The 22,429-nt window shown below is 59.7% G+C and carries 21 protein-coding genes and 1 pseudogene; 15 read left to right on the forward strand and 7 right to left on the reverse strand.

Annotated elements, in window-relative coordinates; genetic code table 11:
• Positions 1 to 5 precede the first annotated feature (5 nt).
• Together DJ563_RS25530 and DJ563_RS25535 are read left to right on the forward strand one after the other, a co-directional pair.
• Positions 6 to 1,103 (forward strand): amino acid ABC transporter permease, encoded by a 1,098-nt coding sequence (locus DJ563_RS25530; protein WP_033702862.1) that lies wholly within the window; start codon positions 6 to 8, stop codon positions 1,101 to 1,103.
• A 10-nt stretch (positions 1,104 to 1,113) separates the two neighbouring features.
• Positions 1,114 to 1,878, forward strand: coding sequence for an amino acid ABC transporter ATP-binding protein (locus DJ563_RS25535; protein ID WP_033702861.1), 765 nt, complete (start codon positions 1,114 to 1,116; stop codon positions 1,876 to 1,878).
• 41 nt (positions 1,879 to 1,919) lie between these two features.
• On the opposite strand, the gene algW is transcribed toward DJ563_RS25535, so the two are convergent.
• Positions 1,920 to 3,080 carry a Do family serine endopeptidase AlgW gene (algW, locus tag DJ563_RS25540; protein ID WP_033702860.1) on the reverse strand — a complete coding sequence of 387 codons (1,161 nt, stop codon included), beginning with the start codon at positions 3,078 to 3,080 and terminating at the stop codon, positions 1,920 to 1,922.
• A 214-nt stretch (positions 3,081 to 3,294) separates the two neighbouring features.
• On the opposite strand from algW, the gene DJ563_RS25545 reads away from it, so the two are divergent.
• The 4 genes and pseudogenes from DJ563_RS25545 (at position 3,295) to cysN (ending at position 7,538) form a co-directional block, all read left to right on the forward strand.
• On the forward strand, positions 3,295 to 4,053 hold the full coding sequence (locus tag DJ563_RS25545) for a Nif3-like dinuclear metal center hexameric protein (protein WP_434518542.1): 759 nt from the start codon (positions 3,295 to 3,297) through the stop codon (positions 4,051 to 4,053).
• Between the two features lie 174 nt (positions 4,054 to 4,227).
• On the forward strand, positions 4,228 to 5,145 hold the full coding sequence (gene cysD, locus DJ563_RS25550) for a sulfate adenylyltransferase subunit CysD (protein WP_434518543.1): 918 nt from the start codon (positions 4,228 to 4,230) through the stop codon (positions 5,143 to 5,145).
• 157 nt (positions 5,146 to 5,302) lie between these two features.
• Positions 5,303 to 5,583 (forward strand): annotated as a pseudogene (locus tag DJ563_RS25555) (four helix bundle protein).
• Between the two features lie 53 nt (positions 5,584 to 5,636).
• Entirely contained in the window at positions 5,637 to 7,538 is a 1,902-nt protein-coding gene (gene cysN / locus DJ563_RS25560; protein ID WP_434518544.1) for a sulfate adenylyltransferase subunit CysN, read from the forward strand.
• Between the two features lie 335 nt (positions 7,539 to 7,873).
• Here the strand turns inward: cysN and DJ563_RS25565 are convergent, their stop codons facing one another.
• The 3 genes from DJ563_RS25565 to DJ563_RS25575 all read right to left on the reverse strand — a co-directional run bounded on the left by DJ563_RS25565 (position 7,874) and on the right by DJ563_RS25575 (position 10,637).
• Complete coding sequence (locus DJ563_RS25565) at positions 7,874 to 8,152, reverse strand: bacteriocin immunity protein (RefSeq protein WP_274099952.1); 279 nt, start codon at positions 8,150 to 8,152, stop codon at positions 7,874 to 7,876.
• Positions 8,149 to 8,469, reverse strand: coding sequence for an S-type pyocin (locus DJ563_RS25570; RefSeq protein ID WP_434518545.1), 321 nt, complete (start codon positions 8,467 to 8,469; stop codon positions 8,149 to 8,151). The genes DJ563_RS25565 and DJ563_RS25570 overlap by 4 nt, the downstream gene beginning before the upstream one ends.
• A gap of 1,688 nt (positions 8,470 to 10,157) precedes the next feature.
• Positions 10,158 to 10,637 (reverse strand): Lrp/AsnC family transcriptional regulator, encoded by a 480-nt coding sequence (locus tag DJ563_RS25575; protein ID WP_027595326.1) that lies wholly within the window; start codon positions 10,635 to 10,637, stop codon positions 10,158 to 10,160.
• Between the two features lie 127 nt (positions 10,638 to 10,764).
• Between DJ563_RS25575 and DJ563_RS25580 the strand changes: the two genes are divergently transcribed.
• Entirely contained in the window at positions 10,765 to 11,970 is a 1,206-nt protein-coding gene (locus tag DJ563_RS25580; RefSeq protein WP_434518546.1) for a methionine gamma-lyase, read from the forward strand.
• Positions 11,971 to 12,253: 283 nt separating this feature from the next.
• Here DJ563_RS25580 and DJ563_RS25585 read toward each other — a convergent pair whose 3' ends face one another.
• Complete coding sequence (locus DJ563_RS25585; protein ID WP_027593992.1) at positions 12,254 to 12,691, reverse strand: YhcB family protein; 438 nt, start codon at positions 12,689 to 12,691, stop codon at positions 12,254 to 12,256.
• A 135-nt stretch (positions 12,692 to 12,826) separates the two neighbouring features.
• Here DJ563_RS25585 and DJ563_RS25590 point away from each other — a divergent pair, with 135 nt between their 5' ends.
• The 3 genes from DJ563_RS25590 to zapE all read left to right on the forward strand — a co-directional run bounded on the left by DJ563_RS25590 (position 12,827) and on the right by zapE (position 16,056).
• Positions 12,827 to 13,462, forward strand: coding sequence for an alpha/beta hydrolase (locus DJ563_RS25590; RefSeq protein ID WP_434518547.1), 636 nt, complete (start codon positions 12,827 to 12,829; stop codon positions 13,460 to 13,462).
• A 25-nt stretch (positions 13,463 to 13,487) separates the two neighbouring features.
• On the forward strand, positions 13,488 to 14,837 hold the full coding sequence (locus DJ563_RS25595) for a tryptophan--tRNA ligase (RefSeq protein WP_434518548.1): 1,350 nt from the start codon (positions 13,488 to 13,490) through the stop codon (positions 14,835 to 14,837).
• A 124-nt stretch (positions 14,838 to 14,961) separates the two neighbouring features.
• A complete protein-coding gene (zapE, locus tag DJ563_RS25600; RefSeq protein WP_274098465.1) occupies positions 14,962 to 16,056 on the forward strand; it encodes a cell division protein ZapE in 1,095 nt (364 codons plus the stop codon).
• Positions 16,057 to 16,203: 147 nt separating this feature from the next.
• Here zapE and DJ563_RS25605 read toward each other — a convergent pair whose 3' ends face one another.
• On the reverse strand, positions 16,204 to 17,124 hold the full coding sequence (locus tag DJ563_RS25605) for a GlxA family transcriptional regulator (RefSeq protein ID WP_274098477.1): 921 nt from the start codon (positions 17,122 to 17,124) through the stop codon (positions 16,204 to 16,206).
• A 234-nt stretch (positions 17,125 to 17,358) separates the two neighbouring features.
• On the reverse strand, positions 17,359 to 18,399 hold the full coding sequence (locus tag DJ563_RS25610) for an NADP(H)-dependent aldo-keto reductase (RefSeq protein WP_274098466.1): 1,041 nt from the start codon (positions 18,397 to 18,399) through the stop codon (positions 17,359 to 17,361).
• 257 nt (positions 18,400 to 18,656) lie between these two features.
• Here DJ563_RS25610 and rplM point away from each other — a divergent pair, with 257 nt between their 5' ends.
• From rplM to DJ563_RS25635, 5 genes are all read left to right on the forward strand, one after another.
• The gene (rplM, locus tag DJ563_RS25615; RefSeq protein WP_008097538.1) at positions 18,657 to 19,085 is read left to right on the forward strand and encodes a 50S ribosomal protein L13; all 429 of its coding nucleotides are present in this window, start codon (positions 18,657 to 18,659) and stop codon (positions 19,083 to 19,085) included.
• Positions 19,086 to 19,099: 14 nt separating this feature from the next.
• On the forward strand, positions 19,100 to 19,492 hold the full coding sequence (gene rpsI / locus DJ563_RS25620; RefSeq protein WP_033702850.1) for a 30S ribosomal protein S9: 393 nt from the start codon (positions 19,100 to 19,102) through the stop codon (positions 19,490 to 19,492).
• 262 nt (positions 19,493 to 19,754) lie between these two features.
• Positions 19,755 to 20,348, forward strand: coding sequence for a ubiquinol-cytochrome c reductase iron-sulfur subunit (petA, locus tag DJ563_RS25625; RefSeq protein ID WP_027593998.1), 594 nt, complete (start codon positions 19,755 to 19,757; stop codon positions 20,346 to 20,348).
• The gene (locus DJ563_RS25630) at positions 20,348 to 21,559 is read left to right on the forward strand and encodes a cytochrome b (protein WP_033702849.1); all 1,212 of its coding nucleotides are present in this window, start codon (positions 20,348 to 20,350) and stop codon (positions 21,557 to 21,559) included. The genes petA and DJ563_RS25630 overlap by 1 nt, the downstream gene beginning before the upstream one ends.
• Positions 21,559 to 22,338, forward strand: coding sequence for a cytochrome c1 (locus DJ563_RS25635; protein ID WP_274098467.1), 780 nt, complete (start codon positions 21,559 to 21,561; stop codon positions 22,336 to 22,338). The genes DJ563_RS25630 and DJ563_RS25635 overlap by 1 nt, the downstream gene beginning before the upstream one ends.
• Positions 22,339 to 22,429 lie beyond the last annotated feature (91 nt).

A 22,429-nucleotide genomic window follows, 5' to 3' on the forward strand; every position in this document is an offset into this window, starting at 1 on the left:
CGCCCGTGAATGCTCATGTTTTCAAACCTGACATGCCGCCACCGGTAAAAACCGTCGGCGTGCTCGCATGGATGCGGGCCAACCTGTTCTCCAGCTGGCTCAACACGCTGCTGACCCTGTTCGCTGTGTACCTGGTGTGGCTGATCGTGCCGCCGCTGGTGCAGTGGGCGTTGATCGACGCCAACTGGGTCGGCACCACCCGCGCCGATTGCACCAAGGAGGGCGCCTGCTGGGTGTTCATCCAGCAGCGCTTCGGCCAGTTCATGTACGGCTACTACCCGGCGGAACTGCGCTGGCGCGTGGACCTGACCGTGTGGCTGGCGGTACTTGGCGCCGCGCCGCTGTTCATCAAGCGCTTCCCGCGCAAGGCCGTGTATGGCCTGGGCTTCCTGGTGCTGTACCCGGTCCTTGCCTACACGCTGCTGCATGGCGGCTACCTGGGCCTGGAAAGCGTGCCGACCAGCCAGTGGGGCGGGCTGATGCTGACCTTGGTGATTGCCACGGTGGGTATCGTCGGTGCGTTGCCGCTGGGCATTTTGCTGGCATTGGGGCGGCGCTCCAGGATGCCGGCGGTGAAGGTGGTGTGCGTGACCTTCATCGAGTTCTGGCGCGGCGTACCGTTGATCACCGTGCTGTTCATGTCGTCGGTGATGCTGCCGCTGTTCCTGCCTGAGGGCATGAGCTTCGACAAGCTGCTGCGGGCGATGATCGGCGTGATCCTGTTCCAGTCGGCGTACATCGCCGAGGTGGTGCGTGGCGGCCTGCAGGCCATCCCCAAGGGGCAATACGAAGCGGCTGCGGCCATGGGCCTGGGCTACTGGCGTGCGATGGGGCTGGTGATTCTGCCCCAGGCGCTGAAGCTGGTGATCCCCGGCATCGTCAACACCTTCATCGCCCTGTTCAAGGACACCAGCCTGGTGATCATCATCGGCCTGTTCGACCTGCTCAACAGCGTCAAGCAGGCCGCAGCCGACCCGGCCTGGCTGGGGATGGCGACCGAGGGTTATGTGTTTGCCGCCCTGGTGTTCTGGATTTTCTGTTTCGGTATGTCCCGCTACTCCATGCATCTGGAGCGCAAGCTGGACACTGGCCACAAGCGTTAGGAGTTTCGAAATGAGTGAAGCGATTAAGCAGCCTGCTGGCCCCGAAGGCATCATCCAGATGCAGGGTGTGAACAAATGGTACGGCCAGTTCCACGTGCTCAAGGACATCAACCTGAATGTGCGCCAAGGCGAGCGCATCGTTCTGTGCGGGCCGTCCGGGTCGGGCAAGTCGACGACCATTCGTTGCCTCAACCGCCTGGAGGAGCATCAGCAGGGGCGCATCGTCGTCGATGGCGTCGAGCTGACCAACGACCTCAAGCAGATCGAGGCGATCCGCCGTGAGGTGGGCATGGTGTTCCAGCACTTCAACCTGTTCCCGCACCTGAGCATCCTGGAGAACTGCACGCTGGCGCCGATGTGGGTGCGCAAGATGCCACGGCGCAAGGCCGAGGAAATCGCCATGCATTATCTGGAGCGGGTGCGTATTCCGGAGCAGGCGCACAAGTACCCTGGGCAGTTGTCCGGCGGGCAGCAGCAGCGCGTGGCGATTGCCCGGGCGCTGTGCATGAAGCCGAAGATCATGCTGTTCGACGAGCCGACTTCGGCGCTGGACCCGGAGATGGTCAAGGAAGTGCTCGATACCATGGTGGGCCTGGCCGAGGATGGCATGACCATGCTGTGCGTGACCCACGAGATGGGCTTTGCCCGCACCGTGGCGAACCGGGTGATCTTCATGGACAAGGGGGAGATCGTGGAGCAGGCGGCCCCGGATGAGTTCTTCGACCGGCCGCGCAGTGACCGGACCAAGTTGTTCCTGAGCCAGATCCTGCATTGATGTAACCAAGGGCCGCCCCATCGGGGCGGCTTCATGCAGCTTTACTTCTCTTCAGGATTGGCAGCCGGCGCAGGCGGCGGCCGCAGCCCCACCTCGGCAATCAGCTTCAGTTGCTGCCCGTTGCGCATCACCTCGATGGTGATTTTCTCATTGGGCTTGATCCGCGCCACCTGGTTCATCGACTTGCGCCCGTCACCGGCTGGCTCGCCGTTGATGCTCATGATCACGTCACCCAACTGCAACCCGGCTTTTTGCGCCGGCCCTTCGCGGAAGATCCCCGCCACGACGATGCCCGGCCGGTCCTGCATGCCGAACGATTCGGCCAGCTCCTGGCTCAGCGGCTGCACTTCGATGCCCAGCCAGCCACGAATCACCTGGCCGTGCTCGACGATCGACTTCATCACCTCCAGTGCCAGCTTCACCGGGATGGCGAAGCCAATGCCCTGGGAGCCACCGGACTTGGAGAAAATGGCCGTGTTGATGCCGATCAGGTTGCCGTTGGCATCGACCAGCGCGCCACCGGAGTTGCCAGGGTTGATCGCCGCGTCGGTCTGGATGAAGTCTTCGTAATTGTTCAGGCCCAGCTGGTTGCGGCCGGTGGCGCTGATGATGCCCATGGTCACGGTCTGGCCGACGCCAAAGGGGTTGCCGATGGCGAGCGACACGTCGCCGATGTGGATGTTGTCGGAGCGGCCTATGGTGATGGCCGGCAGGCTTTTGAGGTCGATCTTCAGCACCGCAAGGTCGGTTTCCGGGTCGCTGCCGATCACCCGGGCCAAGGTCTCGCGGCCATCCTTGAGCGCCACCACGATCTGGTCGGCGCCACTGGTGACGTGGTTGTTGGTCAGCAGGTAGCCCTCGGGGCTCATGATCACCGCCGAACCCAGGCTCGATTCCCAGCGCTTCTGCTTGGGCAGGTTGTCGCCGAAGAAACGGCGGAACTGCGGGTCTTCGAACAGCGGGTGGGCGCTCTTGTTCACCACCTTGGTGGTGTACAGGTTGACCACCGCCGGCGCGGCCAGGGTCACAGCGTCGGCGTACGACACCGGGCCCTGCATGATCCGCGAGGTCTGCGGTGCTTGCTGCAGGTTGACGTCCTGGCTTGGCAGGCCGACCCATTGCGGGAAGCGCTGGATGATCAGCATGGCGATCAGCACACCGGTGAGCAGGGGCCAGCCAAAGTAACGCAGAGCCTTGAACATGAACGAATCCTGGGAGTAGGGCGGGAGCCAAGTAGCCGCGCCACGGGGCGCGAGCGCGCGCGATCATACACCTGAAACCGCTGATCGGCGATGGCTTGTCTGGCCTGCCCGCAAGCGGCTGCCGCCGGTTTCCCCAAGGCCGGCGACGGCTCATAATGGCGGCCAGTATACGGGTGTTGAACCCGGCAAAAACGCAGATTTCGAGGAGATTTTCATGGCCGTCGCTCTGAACACCCTGGTCGAGGAAGCCGAGCGCTACCTGGGCAGCGCGAAGATCCAGGATTATTGCCCCAACGGGCTGCAGGTCGAGGGCCGCCCGCAGGTCAGCCGCATCGTCAGCGGCGTCACGGCCAGCCAGGCGTTGCTGGATGCCGCCGTCGAGGCCGAGGCTGACTTGGTGCTGGTTCACCATGGTTACTTCTGGAAGGGCGAGAACCCTTGCATCACGGGTATCAAGCAGCGGCGCCTGAAGACCCTGCTCAAGCACGACATCAGCCTGCTGGCGTTTCACCTGCCGCTGGACGTGCACCCGGAGGTGGGCAACAACGTGCAGTTGGCGCGCCAGCTGGACATTACCGTGGAGGGGCCGCTGGACCCTGAAAACCCGAAAGTGGTCGGGTTGGTCGGTTCGCTGGCCGAGCCGGTCACGGCGCGCGATTTTGCTCGACGGGTGCAGGAGGTGATGGGGCGCGAGCCGTTGCTGGTCGAAGGCGAGCAGATGATTCGCCGGGTCGGTTGGTGCACGGGGGGCGGGCAGGGCTATATCGATACTGCGATTGCCGCCGGTGTCGACCTGTTCATCAGTGGCGAAGCGTCGGAGCAGACCTACCACAGTGCCCGCGAAAACGGCATCAGCTTCATTGCCGCCGGGCACCATGCCACCGAGCGTTATGGCGTACAGGCACTGGGCGATTACCTGGCACGGCGGTTTGCCGTAGAACACCTGTTCATCGATTGCCCCAACCCGATCTGAGCGATTTTGCCCGCGAAGGGCCGCAAAGCGGCCCCATTTCCCCCAAACCCCCAGTCATATCGTTAGATTGTTTCGATCTAGCCCGCCTCCTAAATAGAAGCAGCCGCTGTGATAAAGTGGCTCGCTCGAACACGGCCCGCAGGCCGTCCATAAGATCGTTTTTCGTGAGTAGCCATGGTCGACAAACTGACGCACTTGAAACAGCTGGAGGCGGAGAGCATCCACATCATCCGCGAGGTGGTCGCCGAGTTCGACAACCCGGTGATGCTGTACTCGATCGGCAAGGATTCCGCCGTGATGCTGCACCTGGCGCGCAAGGCCTTCTTCCCGGGCAAGCTGCCGTTCCCGGTGATGCACGTCGACACCCAGTGGAAATTCCAGGAGATGTACAGCTTCCGCGACAAGATGGTCGAGGAAATGGGCCTGGAACTGATCACCCACGTCAACCCCGAGGGTGTGGCGCAGGGCATCAACCCCTTCACCCATGGCAGCTCCAAGCATACCGACATCATGAAGACCCAGGGCCTCAAGCAGGCGCTGGACAAGCATGGTTTCGACGCCGCCTTCGGCGGTGCCCGCCGTGACGAAGAAAAGTCCCGGGCCAAGGAGCGCGTCTACTCGTTCCGTGACAGCAAGCACCGCTGGGACCCGAAAAACCAGCGCCCCGAGCTGTGGAACGTGTACAACGGCAAGGTCAACAAGGGCGAGTCGATCCGCGTCTTCCCGCTGTCGAACTGGACCGAGCTGGACATCTGGCAGTACATCTACCTCGAAGGCATCCCGATCGTGCCGCTGTACTTCGCCGCCGAGCGTGAAGTCATCGAGAAGAACGGCACCCTGATCATGATCGACGACGCGCGCATCCTCGAGCACCTTTCCGAGGAAGAGAAAGCCCGCATCGTCAAGAAGAAGGTGCGTTTCCGTACCCTCGGTTGCTACCCGTTGACGGGTGCTGTCGAGTCGGAAGCCGAGACCCTGACGGACATCATTCAGGAAATGCTCCTGACCCGCACGTCCGAACGCCAGGGCCGTGTCATCGACCACGATGGCGCCGGCTCCATGGAAGACAAGAAACGCCAAGGCTATTTCTAAGCTTCAAGTTACAAGCGGCAAGCTGCAAGACAGAAGCAGAACGAGTAGCTTCTGATTTTTGTGGACTGCCGCCTGCACTGCGGGCGCACAGGGAGTGCCTGCAGTGGATTTTGAGAAGTTGCTGGTTTGGCAGAGAAGTACAAATTTAGCCGTTGTGATGTATCAGGCATTTGCTGACTGCCGGGATTTTGGATTCAGATCTCAGATCACCCGTGCAGCTGTTTCAGTCCCTTCCAACATTGCCGAAGGGATGGAGCGCAGAGGGTCGCGGGAGAAGACGTGGTTCCTAAGCGTGGCGAATGCGCAGAGTTGCGGACTCAACTGATAATTGCCGGTGAAATTGGTTACTTGCCTTCTGAATTGGCCAACGACTGGATTACTGAAACCCGTGAGCTCTCCAGAATGCTTGCAGGGTTGATCAACAAAATTTCTAACTAGCTGTACGCCGACAAGCTTGCTGCTTGAAGCTTACAGCTTGGAGCTTGAATGCAATGAGTCACCAATCTGATCTGATCAGCGAGGACATCCTCGCCTACCTGGCCCAGCACGAGCGCAAGGAACTGCTGCGCTTCCTGACCTGCGGCAACGTTGACGATGGCAAGAGCACCCTGATCGGGCGCCTGCTGCACGATTCGAAGATGATCTACGAGGACCACCTCGAAGCCATCACCCGTGATTCGAAGAAGTCCGGCACCACCGGCGAAGAAGTCGACCTGGCGCTGCTGGTCGACGGCCTGCAGGCCGAGCGTGAGCAGGGCATCACCATCGATGTCGCCTACCGCTACTTCTCCACCGCCAAGCGCAAGTTCATCATTGCCGACACTCCGGGCCACGAGCAGTACACCCGCAACATGGCCACCGGTGCATCCACCTGTGACCTGGCGATCATCCTGGTTGATGCCCGCTATGGCGTGCAGACCCAGACTCGCCGGCACAGCTACATTGCCTCGCTGCTGGGCATCAAGCACATCGTGGTCGCGGTCAACAAGATGGACCTCAAGGGCTTTGATGAGGGCGTCTTCGAGTCGATCAAGGCCGACTACCTGCAGTTCGCCGAGGCCATCAACCTGACCCCGAGCAGCCTGCAGTTCGTGCCAATGTCGGCGCTCAAGGGCGACAACGTGGTCAACCACAGCGAACAATCGCCGTGGTACACCGGCCCGACGCTGATGGAAATCCTCGAAACCGTCGAGGTTGCGGCCGACCGCAACTTCACCGACCTGCGCTTCCCGGTGCAGTACGTGAACCGCCCGAACCTGAACTTCCGTGGCTTCGCCGGCACCATTGCCAGTGGCGTAGTGCACAAGGGTGACGAAATCGTCGTGCTGCCGTCGGGCAAGAGCAGCCGGGTCAAGTCCATCGTCACCTACGAAGGTGAGCTGGAAAACGCCGGCCCAGGCCAGGCCGTGACCCTGACCATGGAAGACGAGATCGACATCTCCCGTGGCGACCTGCTGGTGCATGCCGACAACGTGCCGCCGGTGACCGACCAGTTCGACGCGATGCTGGTGTGGATGGCTGAAGAGCCGATGCTCCCGGGCAAGAAATACGACATCAAGCGCGCCACCAGCTATGTGCCGGGCTCGATCGCCAGCATCACCCACAAGGTCGATGTGAATACCCTCGAAAAAGACGCTGCCAGTGCGCTGCAACTGAACGAGATCGGTCGGGTCAAGGTGTCCCTGGACAGCGCCATCGCGCTGGACGGCTATGACAGCAACCGCACCACCGGTGCGTTCATCGTCATCGACCGGCTGACCAACGGCACCGTTGGCGCCGGCATGATCATCGCGCCGCCAGTACTGCCACACGGCAGCACCGGCCAGCACGGCAAGCAGGCCCACGTTTCCACCGAAGAGCGCGCCCTGCGCTTCGGCCAGCAGCCGGCCACCGTGCTGTTCAGCGGCTTGTCCGGCGCTGGCAAGAGCACCTTGGCTTATGCCGTTGAGCGCAAGCTGTTCGACATGGGCCGTGCTGTTTACGTGCTCGATGGCCAGAACCTGCGCCACGACCTGAACAAGGGCCTGCCACAGGACCGCGCCGGCCGTACCGAAAACTGGCGCCGCGCCGCCCATGTGGCGCGCCAGTTCAACGAAGCCGGCATGCTGACCCTGGCTGCGTTCGTTGCCCCGGATGCCGAAGGCCGCGAACAGGCCAAGGCGCTGATCGGCAAGGAGCGCCTGGTGACCGTTTACGTCCAGGCTTCGCCATTGGCGTGCCGCGAGCGTGACCCGCAAGGCCTGTACGCGGCCGGTGGCGAAAACATCCCGGGCGAAAGCTTCCCGTTCGATGTGCCACTGGATGCCGACCTGGTGATCGATACCCAGAACACCAGTGTCGACGAAGGCGTGAAGCAGGTGTTGGACGTGCTGCGTCAGCGTGGCGCGATCTAAGCGCTGAAGCTGCATGAAAAACCCCGCTTCTGCGGGGTTTTTCATGGCTGTGATTACAGCACATGCATGGCGATCCGTTAGCGACTTGACGGCGGGGCAGTGAAAGCCGGGGCTCTCTACAAGGCTTCTTGTACGTTTACTCCAGCACTACACCTAGGCTGTCCAGAAATTCAACGGCCGTTTCACCGTTAGACAGCAGCGCCTGCATGAGAGGTTGATAGCTCAGTGCTTCCACTTGGGTTGAGCGACCTGTGAACAAGACATTCAAGATGCGAGCGGCTTTGAGTTGGTGCAGCGAAGTCGCGTTAAGCTGAGAAAGGCGTACCGGTTGATCGTCAACACCCTGGCCAGGCTGGCACATCCTTGAGTAAAGGAAGCCCGTTTGTTTTTCGCCATGCCATGATACGTGCAATTACCTGGGTAGCCCGGCCTTCCTTCTCACTTTCCGAGTAATAGATCAGGTCCGAGCCGTCGGGGTGTGCGACAAGATCGATAAAATGCTCCAGTAGGCGATCTTGCCAGGCAGAGGTCCCTGCGGCTTGCAGTAGTTCCTCCACCAGGGCTTCGAATTCAGAGTAGGTGTAGTCCGCGAGGCAGTGTTTCTGGCCGATCACCACGCCACCTCCGAAGACAGTGCGTACTGCATCGCACTCATGATGCGCAGGTTGTCGGCGTCATACATCAGGCCGCCGAGCACGGGTGGGGCGAGGTGGCAGAGCTGATAGGAGCGCAGGCCTTTGGCGGTGTCACGGAAGGGGGCGCGGGGTGGCCAGCCTTGCTTGATGCGGTTGAGCTGGGAGGGGATGAACTGCCGAGAGTAGATCGGGTCTTCTGCGATTGCCATCCAGAACGCTTGAGAGAACTGGTCGAAGTTACAAAATATTTGCCCAGATAGTTTTTTGACGATGCAGTCAGGAAGGTGCGCAGTCATGCCGGATTATCTCCGTAGGTAAAGGTTGGCTGTTCTTTCGGTTTTTATCCTAGCGCAACTTCTTTCATTGGGGGTCTGAGAGTGCTGTAGCCGTTTTTCTGTTGAGCTGTAGGAGATTTCTGTAATCGTAAGTATCGTAAATATTGGGGGTCAATTTATACGCTTCATACGTCGTTTGCGGGGGCAAGAGGGTGGGGGCAAAGTTAATCTGGCTGAATGCTTGTTGGTCGGCGACATAGGCCGTGCGTGGCCACCTGCTGAGCTTCGTCTATAATGGGCTATAAGAAGTAACACCCCGCAGGAGTGGGGTGTTATATTCACGCTGCTTTCAATCCTGATTTATCGTTGGCTGCGCGCCGCTCGTTTATGGTGCGTGCTCTAAGTAATCATCCCGGCTGTTTTTATTTTTTATGTTATTTATCCATCGAAAGTGCTCTTGGTAATCCATCTGGCGCTCGCAACCCTGCTTGTACGGGTCCATATCGCATTTGAAATGGATGTCTTGTTTGTCAGGGAATAATATAGGCATCTCGTGGGTGCATCCGTTAAGAATAATTAGAGTCATGATGGCTAGCTTTTTCATGGCGTATATTTTGCGTGTGCGAAAGTTATTATTCTGATGAGGGAATTAAGTGTTTCAGTATGGGCTGGTCTTTTTGGGTCCTCGTGGATGTTTTTTTGAGCTTGAATTATGGCTGGTTTTTCAAGATGAATCTGGGCTAATAGGTGAAGGAGATTTCGCTTTAGTTTGTAGGGATTTTTTCCAGCTTTAGTGGGGGAGCAGTTCTACGTGTTATTGTGCTCGTCATATAGCCATCATGGTCGTGGATCGCTTAATAAGCGGGCCGTGTGTGTCAACAGACCTGAGGTGTGTAATGGGAAGAGGTAAGTATCGAAAAATAAGCTATCAGCCGTTCCTTGGTTCGGGTGGGGTATTGCTCCCTCCTAATCAAGCCATGCAGGCGGGACAGTTTATAAAGTCAGAGAACGGACGGTTTATTCTTCGTCTCAGAAGTGACGGAAATCTGGTCTTGGAAGATGGGGGGACCGTAATCTGGATCGCAGACGAGAGTCAGCCGTATAGCTCCACATTCCGGCAGCGAGCGCGCGAGCCACTCCAGTTTGTTGTCAGTAATTCCGGTTTTTTATATGATCCTGTCCGAGAGCGGATATGGTCCGCTCAGTCCACAGAGACACTGGATAAATCCTACTGGGAAAATAACTATCTCGCGTTGACTGATACGGGAAATATTTTGATTTTTGATGGCCGCAATGGGGAGGTGAGATGGGCGCGCCATGGGTATGTACCGGGACGGCTGCCTCGAAGGGTCAAAATATACCCGGAGGTTTATCCTTCCATCCCTTCACCTCTCATCAAGATTCCACATGACTATCCATGATACATAGTCGCGCTTCGAGGGAGTTAGGCCTCCAAGCTCGATAAGCTTGGAGGTATAATTTTTCGTGGTATAGAGTGTGTCTGCAAACCGACCGCAGCGGTTGGATGAGCGGTAAATAAGCTCAATTTTTTAATGGTCGAGACGTAAGTTCATGGGCTAAGGTGCTTGTTGCTCGGTAAAACAGGCGCTACCTAAAAACCGAAGGTAGGAACTTTTTCGCCTTCGTCCGATCTTTTTACGAGTAATACGCAATCCTTGCCGTTTGAACAAGCAACGGCCTAGTCCAACTTATATGTGTTTTTCTGAGACTGGAATAACCCGTCTTTCCTTCACCGCTTTATAAGAAAAACTCGAATAAATTTCCTTCACCCCCGGCAACCGCTGCAGCACTTCCCGAGTAAACTCCCCAAACGACTCAAGGTCGCGCGCCAGTATTTCCAGCAGGAAGTCATACCGCCCCGAAATGTTATGGCACGCCACAATCTCCGGTATCTCCATCAACCGTTTTTCAAACGCCAGCGCCATGTCCTTGGTATGCGAATCCATCATGATGCTGACAAAGGCGGTCACACCAAACCCCAGCGACTTGGGGGAAAGAATGGCCTGATACCCGGTGATGTAACCGTTATCTTCCAGCAGCTTGACCCGCCGCCAACAGGGCGAGGTGGTCAGCGCCACCTGATCGGCAAGTTCGGAAACGGTGAGGCGGGCGTTGTCCTGCAGGGCGGCAAGCAGGGCGCGGTCGGTGCGGTCGAGGCTCGAAGGCATGTTTTGCCCTCCTGATCGGATAATTGTTGTTTTTGTTCCAAAAAGTGCGCGTTTGCGTGGGCTATTTTGGAAAAATTCAGGCAGCTCGGTGGCATAAGCTTATAACAAACCACAAGAGGCTGTTGCCATGCGCGACTCCCATAACAACACCGGTTTTTCCACGCGGGCCATCCACCATGGCTATGACCCGCAGTCACACGGTGGCGCATTGGTGCCGCCGGTGTACCAGGCCGCCACCTATGCCTTCCCCACCGTCGAATACGGCGCTGCCTGCTTTGCCGGGGAAGAGGCGGGGCACTTCTACAGCCGCATCTCCAACCCGACGTTGGCTTTGCTGGAACAGCGCATGGCATCACTGGAGGGGGGCGAGGCGGGGCTGGCGTTGGCGTCGGGGATGGGGGCCATCACTTCGACGATATGGACCCTGCTACGGCCGGGCGATGAGCTGATCGTCGGGCGTACGCTGTATGGCTGTACGTTCGCCTTCCTGCACCATGGCATCGGCGAGTTCGGGGTGAAGATCCATCACGTCGACCTCAACGATATCAAGGCACTCAAGGCGGCAATTACCAGCAAAACACGGATGATCTACTTCGAAACCCCGGCCAACCCCAACATGCAACTGGTCGATATCGCAGCGGTGGCCGATGCTGCGCGCGGGCATGACTTGCATATCGTGGTCGACAACACTTACTGCACCCCTTATTTGCAGCGGCCGCTGGAAATGGGCGCCGACCTGGTGGTGCATTCGGCGACCAAGTACCTCAGCGGCCATGGGGATATCACTGCCGGCCTGGTGGTCGGGCGCAAGGCACTGATCGACCGGATACGCCTGGAAGGGCTGAAAGACATGACCGGTGCAGTGCTGTCGCCGCACGATGCGTCGCTGTTGATGCGCGGGATCAAGACCCTGGCCCTGCGCATGGACCGCCATTGCGCGAACGCCCAGCAAGTGGCGGAGTTTATCGCGAGCCAGCCGCAGGTCGAGCTTATTCACTACCCAGGGCTGCCATCGTTTGCCCAGCACGCGCTGGCCCAGCGCCAGATGCGCCTGCCGGGCGGCATGATTGCGTTCGAGCTCAAGGGCGGGATCGAAGCAGGGCGGCGGTTCATGAACGCCTTGCAGCTGTTCGCCCGGGCGGTGAGCCTGGGCGATGCCGAGTCGCTGGCGCAGCACCCAGCGAGCATGACGCATTCCAGCTATACGCCACAGGAGCGGGCGCACCATGGCATCTCGGAAGGGTTGGTGCGGTTGTCGGTAGGGTTGGAGGATATAGAAGACCTGATCGCTGATGTCGAGCAGGCGCTTCGTGTCTGTACCCAGGCGGCATGAGGGCGGCGGAAGCTGTGCCCTGTGCCTTGGTCTTTAGCTCAGGAGCATCCTCACTGCGTTGGTCATTTGGCCAGCGCATCTTTGAAGGAGTATCTCCATGAAGACAACAGTGAACTACAGGCTGGACATTCGCCGTGGTGGTGACGACGATGAGGGAGGCCAGTCGTGGCGCAAGCCTTGAGCTGAAATGAAAAACCTTGCCTCGGCAGGGTTTTTCATCGTTGTTCCAAAAAATGGATACAAGAAAAAGGCCTCTCGCGAGGCCTTGTTTCATTTCAGGGTATCAACGCTTGAGCCCGTAGCTCTCATCGAGCATACCCGGCGAGTTCGGCGTTTTTGGCGCGTAGTCGCGTGGCACTTCGGCAGTGTCCTTCGGCGGGGTAAGCCGGTCACGAGGGCCTTGGGCCGCTTCCGAGTGCAGGGCGGCCAGCAGGCGTTGGCGGGTCACGTCGTCGAGGGCCAGGGTATTGGCACCATCGGCCAGGTGATCCTGGACATCCTGGTAGCTCTGGGTCAGTTTCTTGACCAGTACGGCGGTGCTGTTGAAGTGGGTGACCACTTCGTTCTGGTAGCTGTCGAAACGCTGCTGGATGTCGTCCAGCTGACGTTGCGTGCTGCTAGGCGCGGCATTGGGCAGCAGGCGGGCCACGACGAAACCAACCACCACGCCGATGACCAGGGCCAGGGTCGGCAACAACCAAACAAGGAGCGAGAGTTCCACGAGTCCTTCCTCTATAAACGGCTTTGCTTTACGTTAACGGCTCAGACCTGCGCTGTATACCGCGAGCGATCGCAAATCAGAACAGAATTCCTCACCTAGACGAATCGACCCTTCCCGAGGTCACGGAGTAGTGCCTTGCTTGTCCGCGAAACCCCTTTGTTCATCGACGGCCCTTGCGGCCAGTTGGAAGCCTTGTACCTGGATGTGGCCGAGGCCCGCGGCGCGGTGCTGATCTGCCACCCCAACCCGGTCCAGGGCGGCACCATGCTCAACAAGGTGGTTTCGACCCTGCAACGCACGGCGCGTGACGCCGGTTACGTGACCCTGCGCTTCAACTACCGTGGCGTGGATCAGAGTGCCGGCAGCCACGACATGGGCGCTGGCGAGGTGGCCGACGCCGAGGCCGCCGCAGCTTGGCTGCAGGCCAAGCACCCAGGGCTGCCCGTGGTGCTGATGGGCTTCTCGTTCGGTGGCTTTGTCGCCACCAGCCTGGCAGGGCGCCTGGAAAGCGCAGGCGTTGCGCTGCAGCATCTGTTCATGATCGCCCCGGCGGTGATGCGCCTGACGAGTGAATTCCCGCCGCCGCAGCGCTGCCCGATCACGCTGGTACAGCCTGACAGCGACGAAGTCGTCGATCCGCAGTTGGTTTACGAATGGTCTGACGCCCTGTCGCGCCCCCACGAGCTGCTGAAAGTGGCAGAATGCGGACACTTCTTCCATGGCAAGCTGACCGATCTGAAGGATCTGCTGCTGCCGCGCCTTTCGAATTGAGCCAAGCCTGAATAAGCGAACACCCATGACCACGCGCATCCTTACCGGTATCACCACCACCGGCACCCCGCATCTGGGCAACTACGCCGGCGCCATCCGCCCGGCGATCCGCGCCAGCCAGCAACCCGGTGCCGATTCGTTCTACTTCCTGGCCGACTACCACGCCCTCATCAAGTGCGACGACCCGCAGCGCATCCAGCGCTCGCGCCTGGAAATCGCCGCGACCTGGCTGGCCGGTGGCCTCGATCCGGACAAGGTGACCTTCTACCGCCAGTCCGATATCCCCGAAATCCCCGAGTTGACCTGGCTGCTGACCTGCGTCGCGGCCAAGGGCCTGCTCAACCGGGCGCATGCCTACAAGGCCTCGGTGGACAAGAACCTGGAAACCGGCGAAGACCCGGATGCCGGCGTGACCATGGGCCTGTACAGCTACCCGGTGCTGATGGCCGCCGACATCCTGATGTTCAACGCCCACAAGGTACCGGTTGGCCGTGACCAGATACAGCACGTGGAAATGGCGCGTGACATCGGCCAGCGCTTCAACCACCTGTTCGGCCAGGGCAAAGACTTCTTCGCCCTGCCTGAGGCGGTGATCGAGGAGAGCGTGGCGACCCTGCCGGGCCTGGATGGTCGCAAGATGTCCAAGAGCTACGACAACACCATCCCGTTGTTCACCAGCGCCAAGGACATGAAAGACGCCATCTCGCGCATCGTCACCGACTCGCGCGCACCTGGCGAAGCGAAAGACCCGGACAACGCCCACCTGTTCACCTTGTTCCAGGCGTTCTCGACGCCGGCACAATGCGCCGAGTTCCGCGAAGAGCTGCTGCAGGGCCTGGGTTGGGGTGAAGCCAAGCAGCGGCTGTTCCAGCTGCTGGACGGGCAACTGGCCGAGAAGCGTGATCACTACCACCAACTGATATCGCGCCCCTCGGACCTGGAAGACATCCTCCTGGCCGGCGCCGCCAAGGCCCGCAAGACCGCCACGCCGTTCCTCGAGCAACTGCGCGAGGCTGTTGGCCTGCGCTCGTTCCGCAGCAGCGTGCAGGCCGGCACCGAAGTCAAGAAAAAGGCAGCCAAGAGCGCGCGCTTCGTCAGCTTCCGCGATGAGGACGGCAGCTTCCGCTTCCGCCTGCTGGCCGCCGATGGCGAGCAACTGCTGCTGTCGCGCAGCTTCGCCGACGGCAAGAGTGCGGGCGCTGTGAGCAAGCAATTGCAGCAAGGCGGCGAGGCCGATGTGCGTGTCGAAGGCCTGGGCTTCAGCCTGTGGCTGAACGGCGAGCAGGTTGCCGACGGGCCGCAGTTCGCAAGCGCCGAAGCCCGAGATGCTGCCGTTCAAAGCCTGCACGAGGCGCTGGCGCCGCAGCAGGACTGAAGCATTCGACTGTAGGAGCGGTTGAGCGTGCGGCCTGAGAGACAATGGCCGTATGTATGATTGCCATCAAGCGGGTCTGTCGCTACAGTGACGGCCCGTTTTTTGTTGCCTCGCTAACGAAATCATGACGCCCCTAGAACGATATCAAGCAGATCTGAAACGTCCCGACTTCTTCCATGATGCGGCGCAGGAGACTGCGGTGCGTCACCTGCAGCGCCTCTACGACGACCTGGTCCAGGCGCAGAACAACAAGCCGGGCATGTTCGGCAAGTTGTTCGGCAAGAAGGAGCAGACGCCGGTCAAGGGCCTGTACTTCTGGGGCGGCGTAGGCCGTGGCAAGACCTACCTGGTCGACACCTTCTACGAGGCGCTGCCGTTCAAGCAGAAAATGCGCACGCACTTCCACCGCTTCATGAAGCGTGTGCACGAGGAGATGAAAACCCTCAAGGGCGAGAAGAACCCGCTGACCCTCATTGCCAAGCGCTTCAGCGACGAAGCCAGGGTGATCTGCTTCGACGAATTCTTCGTCTCCGACATTACCGATGCGATGATCCTCGGCACCCTGATGGAAGAGCTGTTCAAGAACGGCGTGTCCTTGGTGGCGACCTCCAACATCGTGCCGGACGGCCTGTACAAGGACGGCCTGCAGCGTGCGCGCTTCCTGCCGGCCATCGCCATGATCAAGCAGTACACCGACGTGGTGAACGTCGACAGCGGCGTCGACTACCGCCTGCGTCACCTGGAGCAGGCCGAACTGTTCCACTTCCCGCTCGATGACGCCGCGCAGCAGAGCATGCGTGCAAGCTTCAAGGCGTTGACGCCGGAGTGCACCCAGGCCGTCGAGAACGACGTGCTGATGATCGAGAACCGCCCGATCAATGCCCTGCGCACCTGCGACGACGTCGCCTGGTTCGACTTCCGCGCCCTGTGCGACGGGCCGCGCAGCCAGAACGACTACATCGAACTGGGCAAGATCTTCCATGCCGTTCTGCTGAGCAATGTCGAGCAGATGGGCGTTGCCACCGATGACATCGCCCGTCGGTTCATCAACATGGTCGACGAATTCTACGACCGTAACGTCAAGCTGATCATCTCGGCCGAAGTGGAGCTAAAGGACCTGTACACCGGTGGCCGGCTGAGCTTCGAGTTCCAGCGTACCTTGAGCCGGTTGCTGGAAATGCAGTCACACGAGTTCCTGTCGCGCGCGCACAAGCCCTAAAGGCAGCGGCAAGCTTCGAGGTTCAAGCGGCAAGAAGCAGCGGCAAGCTTCGAGGTTCAAGCGGCAAGAAAAAGCCAGAGCAAGCCGCATGTTTCTCTAGCTTTTTCTTGCCGCTTGTAGCTTGCCGCTTGCCGCTCAGGAAGCCTTTCAGGCTTCCTGCACAAACTGCTGCCGATACTGGTTCGGCGACAGTTCGGTGTGCTGGCGGAATAACCGGGCAAAGAAGCTGGCATCGTCGTAGCCGACCTCGTAGCTGATGGTCTTGATGCTCTTGCGCGTGCTCGACAACAACCCCTTGGCCGTCTCGATGCGTAACCGTTGCAGGTAATGCAGCGGCTTGTCGCCCGTCGCACCCTGGAAGCGGCGCATGAAGTTGCGAATGCTCATGCCATGGTTGCGGGCGACGTCTTCGAAGCGGAACTTGTCGGCGAAGTGCTCTTCCAGCCAATGCTGGATCTGCAGGATGATCAGGTCCTGGTGCAGCTTCTGCCCGCCAAAGCCCATGCGCCCCGGGGTGTAGTTGCGCTGCACTTCGTAGAGGATATCGCGGGCCACGGCACGGGCCACGTTGGCCCCGCAGAAACGCTCGATCAGGTAGATGTACAGGTCGCAGGCCGAGGTTGCACCGCCGGCGCAATAGATGTTGTCGGCATCCGTCAGGTGCTTGTCCTGGTTCAGCCGGATGTTCGGAAAGCGCTCGGCGAAGTTGGCGAAAAAGCGCCAGTAGGTCGTCGCTTCCTTGCCATCGAGCAGGCCGGACTCGGCCAACCAGAACACACCGCTGGCTTCGGCACACAGCACGGCGCCGCGGGCATGCTGTTCACGCAACCACGGCAAGACCTGTGGATAACGCTGCATGAGGTTGTCGAAATCGTCCCAGAACGCCGGGAGGATGATGATATCGGCATCGTTCAGGCTGCCGTCGACCGGCAGTTGGACATTGCTGAAGCTGTCCACGGGCTGGCCGTCCGGGCTCACCAGGCCAATCTCGAACATGGGCTGCAAGCCCAGGCCCAGCTGCTTGCTGTAACGCAGGCTGGCGAGGTGGAAGAAATCCTTGGCTTGCATCAAGGTCGAAGCGAACACCTTGTCAATGGCCAGGATGCTGACGCGCCGCAGTGAAGCGGTGGGTTGGGTAAACATCATTTGTCATTGTTCTTATAGGGTAGAGTGGTCAATCACCGGCTGGATCGTCTTATGTTTTTTGTCCAGCTGCAAGCTTCAAGCTACAAGCTCCAAGAAAACAGGCCAGTACACACCCGCTCTGTCTTGCAGCTTGAAGCTCGCTGCTTGTCGCTTTGATCAAGGCGCCGGGTTGGGCTGGTCCTGATGAATCGCTTCGATCGCCGCCAGCAGTTCATCGCCCAGGTTCAGTTCCAGGCTCTTTAGGTTGCTCTGCAGCTGCACCAGGTCGGTCGCACCGATGATATTGCTGGTCACGAAGGGCTGCTGGGTGACGAAGGCCAAGGCCATCTGCGCCGGGTCCAGGCCATGCGCCTGGGCCAGTTGCACATAGCGGCTGCAGGCCGCCACGGTCTGTGGGTTGGAGTAGCGGGCGAAGCGGCTGAACAGGGTCAGGCGGCCGTTCTCTGGCCTGGCGCCGTTCTCGTACTTGCCCGAGAGCATGCCGAATGCCAGCGGCGAGTAGGCCAGCAGCCCGCACTGCTCGCGGATCGCGATTTCCGCAAGGCCGACCTCGAAGCTGCGGTTGAGCAGGTTGTACGGGTTCTGGATCGACACCGCGCGCGGCCAGCCGCGGGTTTCTGCCAGGTGCAGAAACTTCATGGTGCCCCACGGCGTTTCATTGGACAGCCCGATGTGGCGGATCTTGCCCGCGCGCACCTGCTCGTCGAGCACCTCGAGGGTTTCTTCCAGCGGGGTGAACAGGTCTGTGCTCAGGTGCTGGTAGCCCAGCTTGCCGAAGAAATTGGTGCTGCGCTCGGGCCAGTGCAACTGGTACAGGTCGATGCGGTCGGTCTGCAGGCGCTTGAGGCTCTCGTCCAGTGCCGCGACGATGTGCTGGCGGTTGTGCTTGAGTTGGCCATCGCGGATGTGGCTGATGCCGTTGCCGGGCCCGGCGACCTTGCTGGCCAGGATCCAGTCGTCGCGATCGCCATGCTGGCGGAACCAGTTGCCGATGATGCGCTCGGTGGCGGCGTAGGTCTCGGGGCGGGGCGGCACCGGGTACATCTCGGCGGTGTCGATGAAGTTGACCCCGGCGGCCTTGGCCATGGCGATCTGTTCAAAGGCCTGGTCCTGAACGTTCTGCTCACCCCAGGTCATGGTGCCCAGGCACAGGGCGCTGACGCTGAGATCGGTACGGCCGAGCTGGCGGTATTCCATCGGGAAGTGTCTCCTTGGCAAAGAAGCCCATAAAAGCAGGTTGAAATTTTTCGCGCAATCTGGATAATTCGGACCCTCTCCGTGTGGAGGGAGTGATGCACCACCACGCAGGAAGAACCCCGTCGAACATGGGCGTGCCCGACCCGAGCCCCCAAAAGCGTCTGTGTTCGGCTGCGCGCTTGCCCTTGGCAAGCTGTGCACTATCCAGTAAGATTCGCCGTCTATTTTTCGCTGGGCGGCCTCTGAGGCTTTAGAGAATGAAAACTTTTACTGCTAAACCGGAAACAGTAAAGCGCGAGTGGTTCGTAGTCGACGCCGCTGGCCAGACCCTGGGTCGTCTGGCTACCGAAATCGCTAGCCGTCTGCGTGGCAAACACAAACCAGAATACACCCCTCACGTTGACACCGGCGACTACATCGTCGTCATCAACGCCGAGCAAATTCGTGTGACTGGCGCCAAGTCTTCCGACAAAATGTACTACTCCCACTCCGGCTTCCCAGGCGGTATCAAGGAAATCAACTTCGAGAAGTTGATCGCCAAGGCCCCTGAGCGTGTTATCGAAACCGCGGTCAAAGGCATGCTGCCGAAGAACCCGCTGGGTCGCGACATGTACCGTAAGCTGAAAGTGTACGCGGGTGCTGCTCACCCACACACTGCTCAGCAGCCTCAAGAACTGAAGATCTAACGGGATAGTTCATTATGTCGGCGACTCAAAATTACGGCACTGGCCGTCGCAAGACCGCAACCGCTCGCGTTTTCCTGCGTCCGGGTACTGGTAACATCTCCATCAACAACCGTTCTCTGGACGTGTTCTTCGGCCGCGAAACCGCTCGCATGGTTGTTCGCCAGCCGCTGGAACTGACCGAGACTGTTGAGAAGTTCGACATCTACGTCACCGTTGCTGGTGGTGGTGTCAGCGGTCAAGCCGGTGCGATCCGTCACGGTATCACCCGCGCTCTGATGCAATACGACGAAACCCTGCGTGCCGCTCTGCGTCGTGCTGGCTACGTCACCCGCGACGCTCGTGAAGTTGAGCGTAAGAAAGTGGGTCTGCGTAAAGCGCGTAAGCGTCCTCAGTACTCCAAGCGTTAATACCGCTTCGGCAGTCGAAAAAGCCCGGTTCCTTTGGAACCGGGCTTTTTTTATGTCTTGAACTAACCTGTCAGCATGTCCGTGACGGCTTACCGCATAGACGCAGATCAAGCAAAGCGAGGGTTGTAGCCCGTAAGTGGGTAATCACCTTGTCAGTGTGTGGATTTGTTTCTTACCATGGCGGCCAATTTTTAGTGCCACAGACATTACCTAAGTACAGGCCTGATTCAACAGGCCAAGCAAGCTGATGGGAGAGGACTGAATGAGTAATGACGGCGTCAACGCAGGCCGGCGCCGCTTCCTCGTAGCCGCGACCTCTGTGGTCGGGGCGGCGGGGGCAGTGGGGGCTGCGGTACCGTTCGTGGGGTCATGGTTTCCCAGTGCCAAGGCGAAAGCCGCAGGTGCACCGGTGAAGGTCAATATTGCCAAGGTCGAGGCCGGGCAGCAGATGGTGGCCGAGTGGCGTGGCCAACCTGTGTTCATCGTACGGCGAACGGAAGAGATTCTCGGAAACCTCAAGAAAATCACCGCAGACCTGTCCGACCCCGAGTCGAAGGCCTCGGTGCAGCCGACCTACGTCGACCCACAGGTTCGCTCGATCAAGCCGGAAATACTCATTCTCGTCGGCCTGTGTACCCATCTGGGGTGCTCGCCGACGTTCCGCCCGGAAGTGGCGCCCGCCGACCTCGGTCCGAAATGGGTGGGTGGCTATTTCTGCCCTTGCCACGGTTCCCACTACGACCTGGCTGGCCGTGTCTACAAGTCGCAGCCGGCGCCTCTCAACCTGCCAGTGCCCCCGCACTCTTATGAGTCGGACGACATCATTGTCATCGGCGTCGATCAGGAGAACGCATGATGAGCAAGTTCATGGACTGGATTGATGCGCGCTTCCCCGCCACCAAGATGTGGGAAGACCACCTGAGCAAGTATTACGCGCCCAAGAACTTCAACTTCCTGTATTTCTTCGGCTCCCTGGCGTTGCTGGTGCTGGTCAACCAGATCGTGACCGGTGTGTGGCTGACCATGAGCTTCACGCCCTCGGCGGAAGAGGCCTTCGCCTCGGTCGAGTACATCATGCGTGACGTCGAATATGGCTGGATCCTGCGCTACCTGCACTCCACCGGTGCTTCGGCGTTCTTCATCGTGGTCTACCTGCACATGTTCCGCGGCCTGCTCTATGGCTCTTACCAGAAGCCGCGTGAGCTGGTCTGGCTGTTCGGCATGCTGATCTACCTGGCGCTGATGGCAGAGGCCTTCATGGGTTATCTGCTGCCGTGGGGGCAGATGTCGTACTGGGGTGCCCAGGTGATCATCTCGCTGTTCGGCGCAATCCCGGTGATCGGCGATGACCTCACCCAGTGGATTCGCGGTGACTACCTGATCTCCGGCATCACCCTGAACCGCTTCTTCGCCCTGCATGTGGTTGCCCTGCCGATCGTCATCCTTGGCCTGGTAGTGCTGCACATCCTGGCCTTGCACGAAGTGGGTTCGAACAACCCCGATGGCGTCGACATCAAGAAGAAAAAGGACGAAAACGGTATTCCGCTGGACGGTATCCCGTTCCACCCGTACTACACCGTAAAGGACATTGTCGGCGTGGTGGTGTTCCTCTTCGTGTTCTGTGCCGTGGTGTTCTTCTTCCCGGAAATGGGCGGTTATTTCCTGGAAAAACCGAACTTCGAGCAGGCGAACGCGTTCAAGACGCCGGAGCACATCGCGCCGGTGTGGTACTTCACACCGTTCTACGCGATCTTGCGTGCGGTGCCTGACAAACTGATGGGCGTAATCGCCATGGGGGCCGCGATCGCCGTGTTGTTCGTGCTGCCTTGGCTCGACCGCAGCCCGGTGCGCTCCATGCGCTACAAGGGCTGGATCAGCAAGCTCTTCCTGCTGGTGTTCTGCGTGTCCTTCGTCATCCTCGGTGTGCTGGGCGTGCTGGCGCCGACGCCTGGCCGCACCTTGCTGTCGCAGGTGTGCACGGTGTTGTACTTCGCCTACTTCCTGCTGATGCCGTTCTACACAAGGCTCGAGAAGACCAAACCGGTTCCGGAAAGGGTGACTGGCTGATGAAAAAGTTGATTGCAGTATTTTTGCTGGCAGTGATGCCTGCCTTTTCCTTCGCCGCAGAACATGGCCTGGAGCTGGACAAGGTTGACATCGACCTGACCGACAAGGCGGCCATGCAGGATGGCGCGCGTACCTTTGCCAACTATTGCATGGGTTGCCACAGTGCCAAGTTCCAGCGCTACGAGCGGGTGGCCGACGACCTGGGTATCCCGCACGAGCTGATGCTCGAGAGTCTGGTCTTCACCGGTGCCAAGATCGGCGACCACATGCAGATCGGCATGCGCCCCAACGACGCCAAGACCTGGTTCGGGGCCGCGCCGCCCGACCTGACCCTGGTTGCCCGGGTGCGTGGCACTGATTGGCTGTACACCTACCTGCGCAGCTTCTATGAGGACCCATCGCGCCCTTATGGGGTGAACAACAAGGTGTTCCCTAACGTTGGCATGCCCAACGTGCTGGTTGGCCTGCAGGGCAACCAGGTGGTTGGCTGCAAGCAGGTGCAGAGCGTAGTCGATGGCAAGAAGCAGTTTGACCCGCTGACGGGCAGCCCGCTGACCCATGAAGCGTGTGACCAGCTGACCATCACGCCGAATTCCGGTACCCTGACGACCGAGCAGTTCGACGAGAAGGTCAAGAACCTGGTGACCTTCCTGGCCTATTCGGCCAACCCGGTCAAACTGGAAAGCCAGCGCATCGGTACCTACGTGTTGCTGTACCTGGCTTTCTTCTTCGTATTCGCCTATTTGCTCAAGCGTGAATACTGGAAGGACGTGCACTGATCACGCAGTAATTTCTGGTAGTTGAACGCGCCCGGGGGGCTCTGGCAGGTTTGCCAGGGTGCCCCGGGCGCGTTTTCATTTTGAGTGTTAC

The organism is Pseudomonas sp. NFX1 (assembly GCF_051123555.1).
In the GTDB taxonomy this organism is placed as follows: Bacteria; Pseudomonadota; Gammaproteobacteria; order Pseudomonadales; family Pseudomonadaceae; genus Aquipseudomonas; species Aquipseudomonas capeferrum.

Coding starts and splice junctions, on each gene's coding strand:
- DJ563_RS25635 (WP_274098467.1), top strand. CDS start 21,559: ATGAAAAAGTTGATTGCAGTATTTTTGCTGGCAGTGATGCCTGCCTTT.
- rpsI (WP_033702850.1), top strand. CDS start 19,100: ATGTCGGCGACTCAAAATTACGGCACTGGCCGTCGCAAGACCGCAACC.
- DJ563_RS25595 (WP_434518548.1), top strand. CDS start 13,488: ATGACCACGCGCATCCTTACCGGTATCACCACCACCGGCACCCCGCAT.
- zapE (WP_274098465.1), top strand. CDS start 14,962: ATGACGCCCCTAGAACGATATCAAGCAGATCTGAAACGTCCCGACTTC.
- DJ563_RS25570 (WP_434518545.1), bottom strand. CDS start 8,469: ATGACTGCGCACCTTCCTGACTGCATCGTCAAAAAACTATCTGGGCAA.
- DJ563_RS25575 (WP_027595326.1), bottom strand. CDS start 10,637: ATGCCTTCGAGCCTCGACCGCACCGACCGCGCCCTGCTTGCCGCCCTG.
- DJ563_RS25545 (WP_434518542.1), top strand. CDS start 3,295: ATGGCCGTCGCTCTGAACACCCTGGTCGAGGAAGCCGAGCGCTACCTG.
- DJ563_RS25610 (WP_274098466.1), bottom strand. CDS start 18,399: ATGGAATACCGCCAGCTCGGCCGTACCGATCTCAGCGTCAGCGCCCTG.
- cysN (WP_434518544.1), top strand. CDS start 5,637: ATGAGTCACCAATCTGATCTGATCAGCGAGGACATCCTCGCCTACCTG.
- DJ563_RS25605 (WP_274098477.1), bottom strand. CDS start 17,124: ATGCAAGCCAAGGATTTCTTCCACCTCGCCAGCCTGCGTTACAGCAAG.
- DJ563_RS25630 (WP_033702849.1), top strand. CDS start 20,348: ATGAGCAAGTTCATGGACTGGATTGATGCGCGCTTCCCCGCCACCAAG.
- cysD (WP_434518543.1), top strand. CDS start 4,228: ATGGTCGACAAACTGACGCACTTGAAACAGCTGGAGGCGGAGAGCATC.
- petA (WP_027593998.1), top strand. CDS start 19,755: ATGAGTAATGACGGCGTCAACGCAGGCCGGCGCCGCTTCCTCGTAGCC.
- DJ563_RS25535 (WP_033702861.1), top strand. CDS start 1,114: ATGAGTGAAGCGATTAAGCAGCCTGCTGGCCCCGAAGGCATCATCCAG.
- rplM (WP_008097538.1), top strand. CDS start 18,657: ATGAAAACTTTTACTGCTAAACCGGAAACAGTAAAGCGCGAGTGGTTC.
- DJ563_RS25580 (WP_434518546.1), top strand. CDS start 10,765: ATGCGCGACTCCCATAACAACACCGGTTTTTCCACGCGGGCCATCCAC.
- algW (WP_033702860.1), bottom strand. CDS start 3,080: ATGTTCAAGGCTCTGCGTTACTTTGGCTGGCCCCTGCTCACCGGTGTG.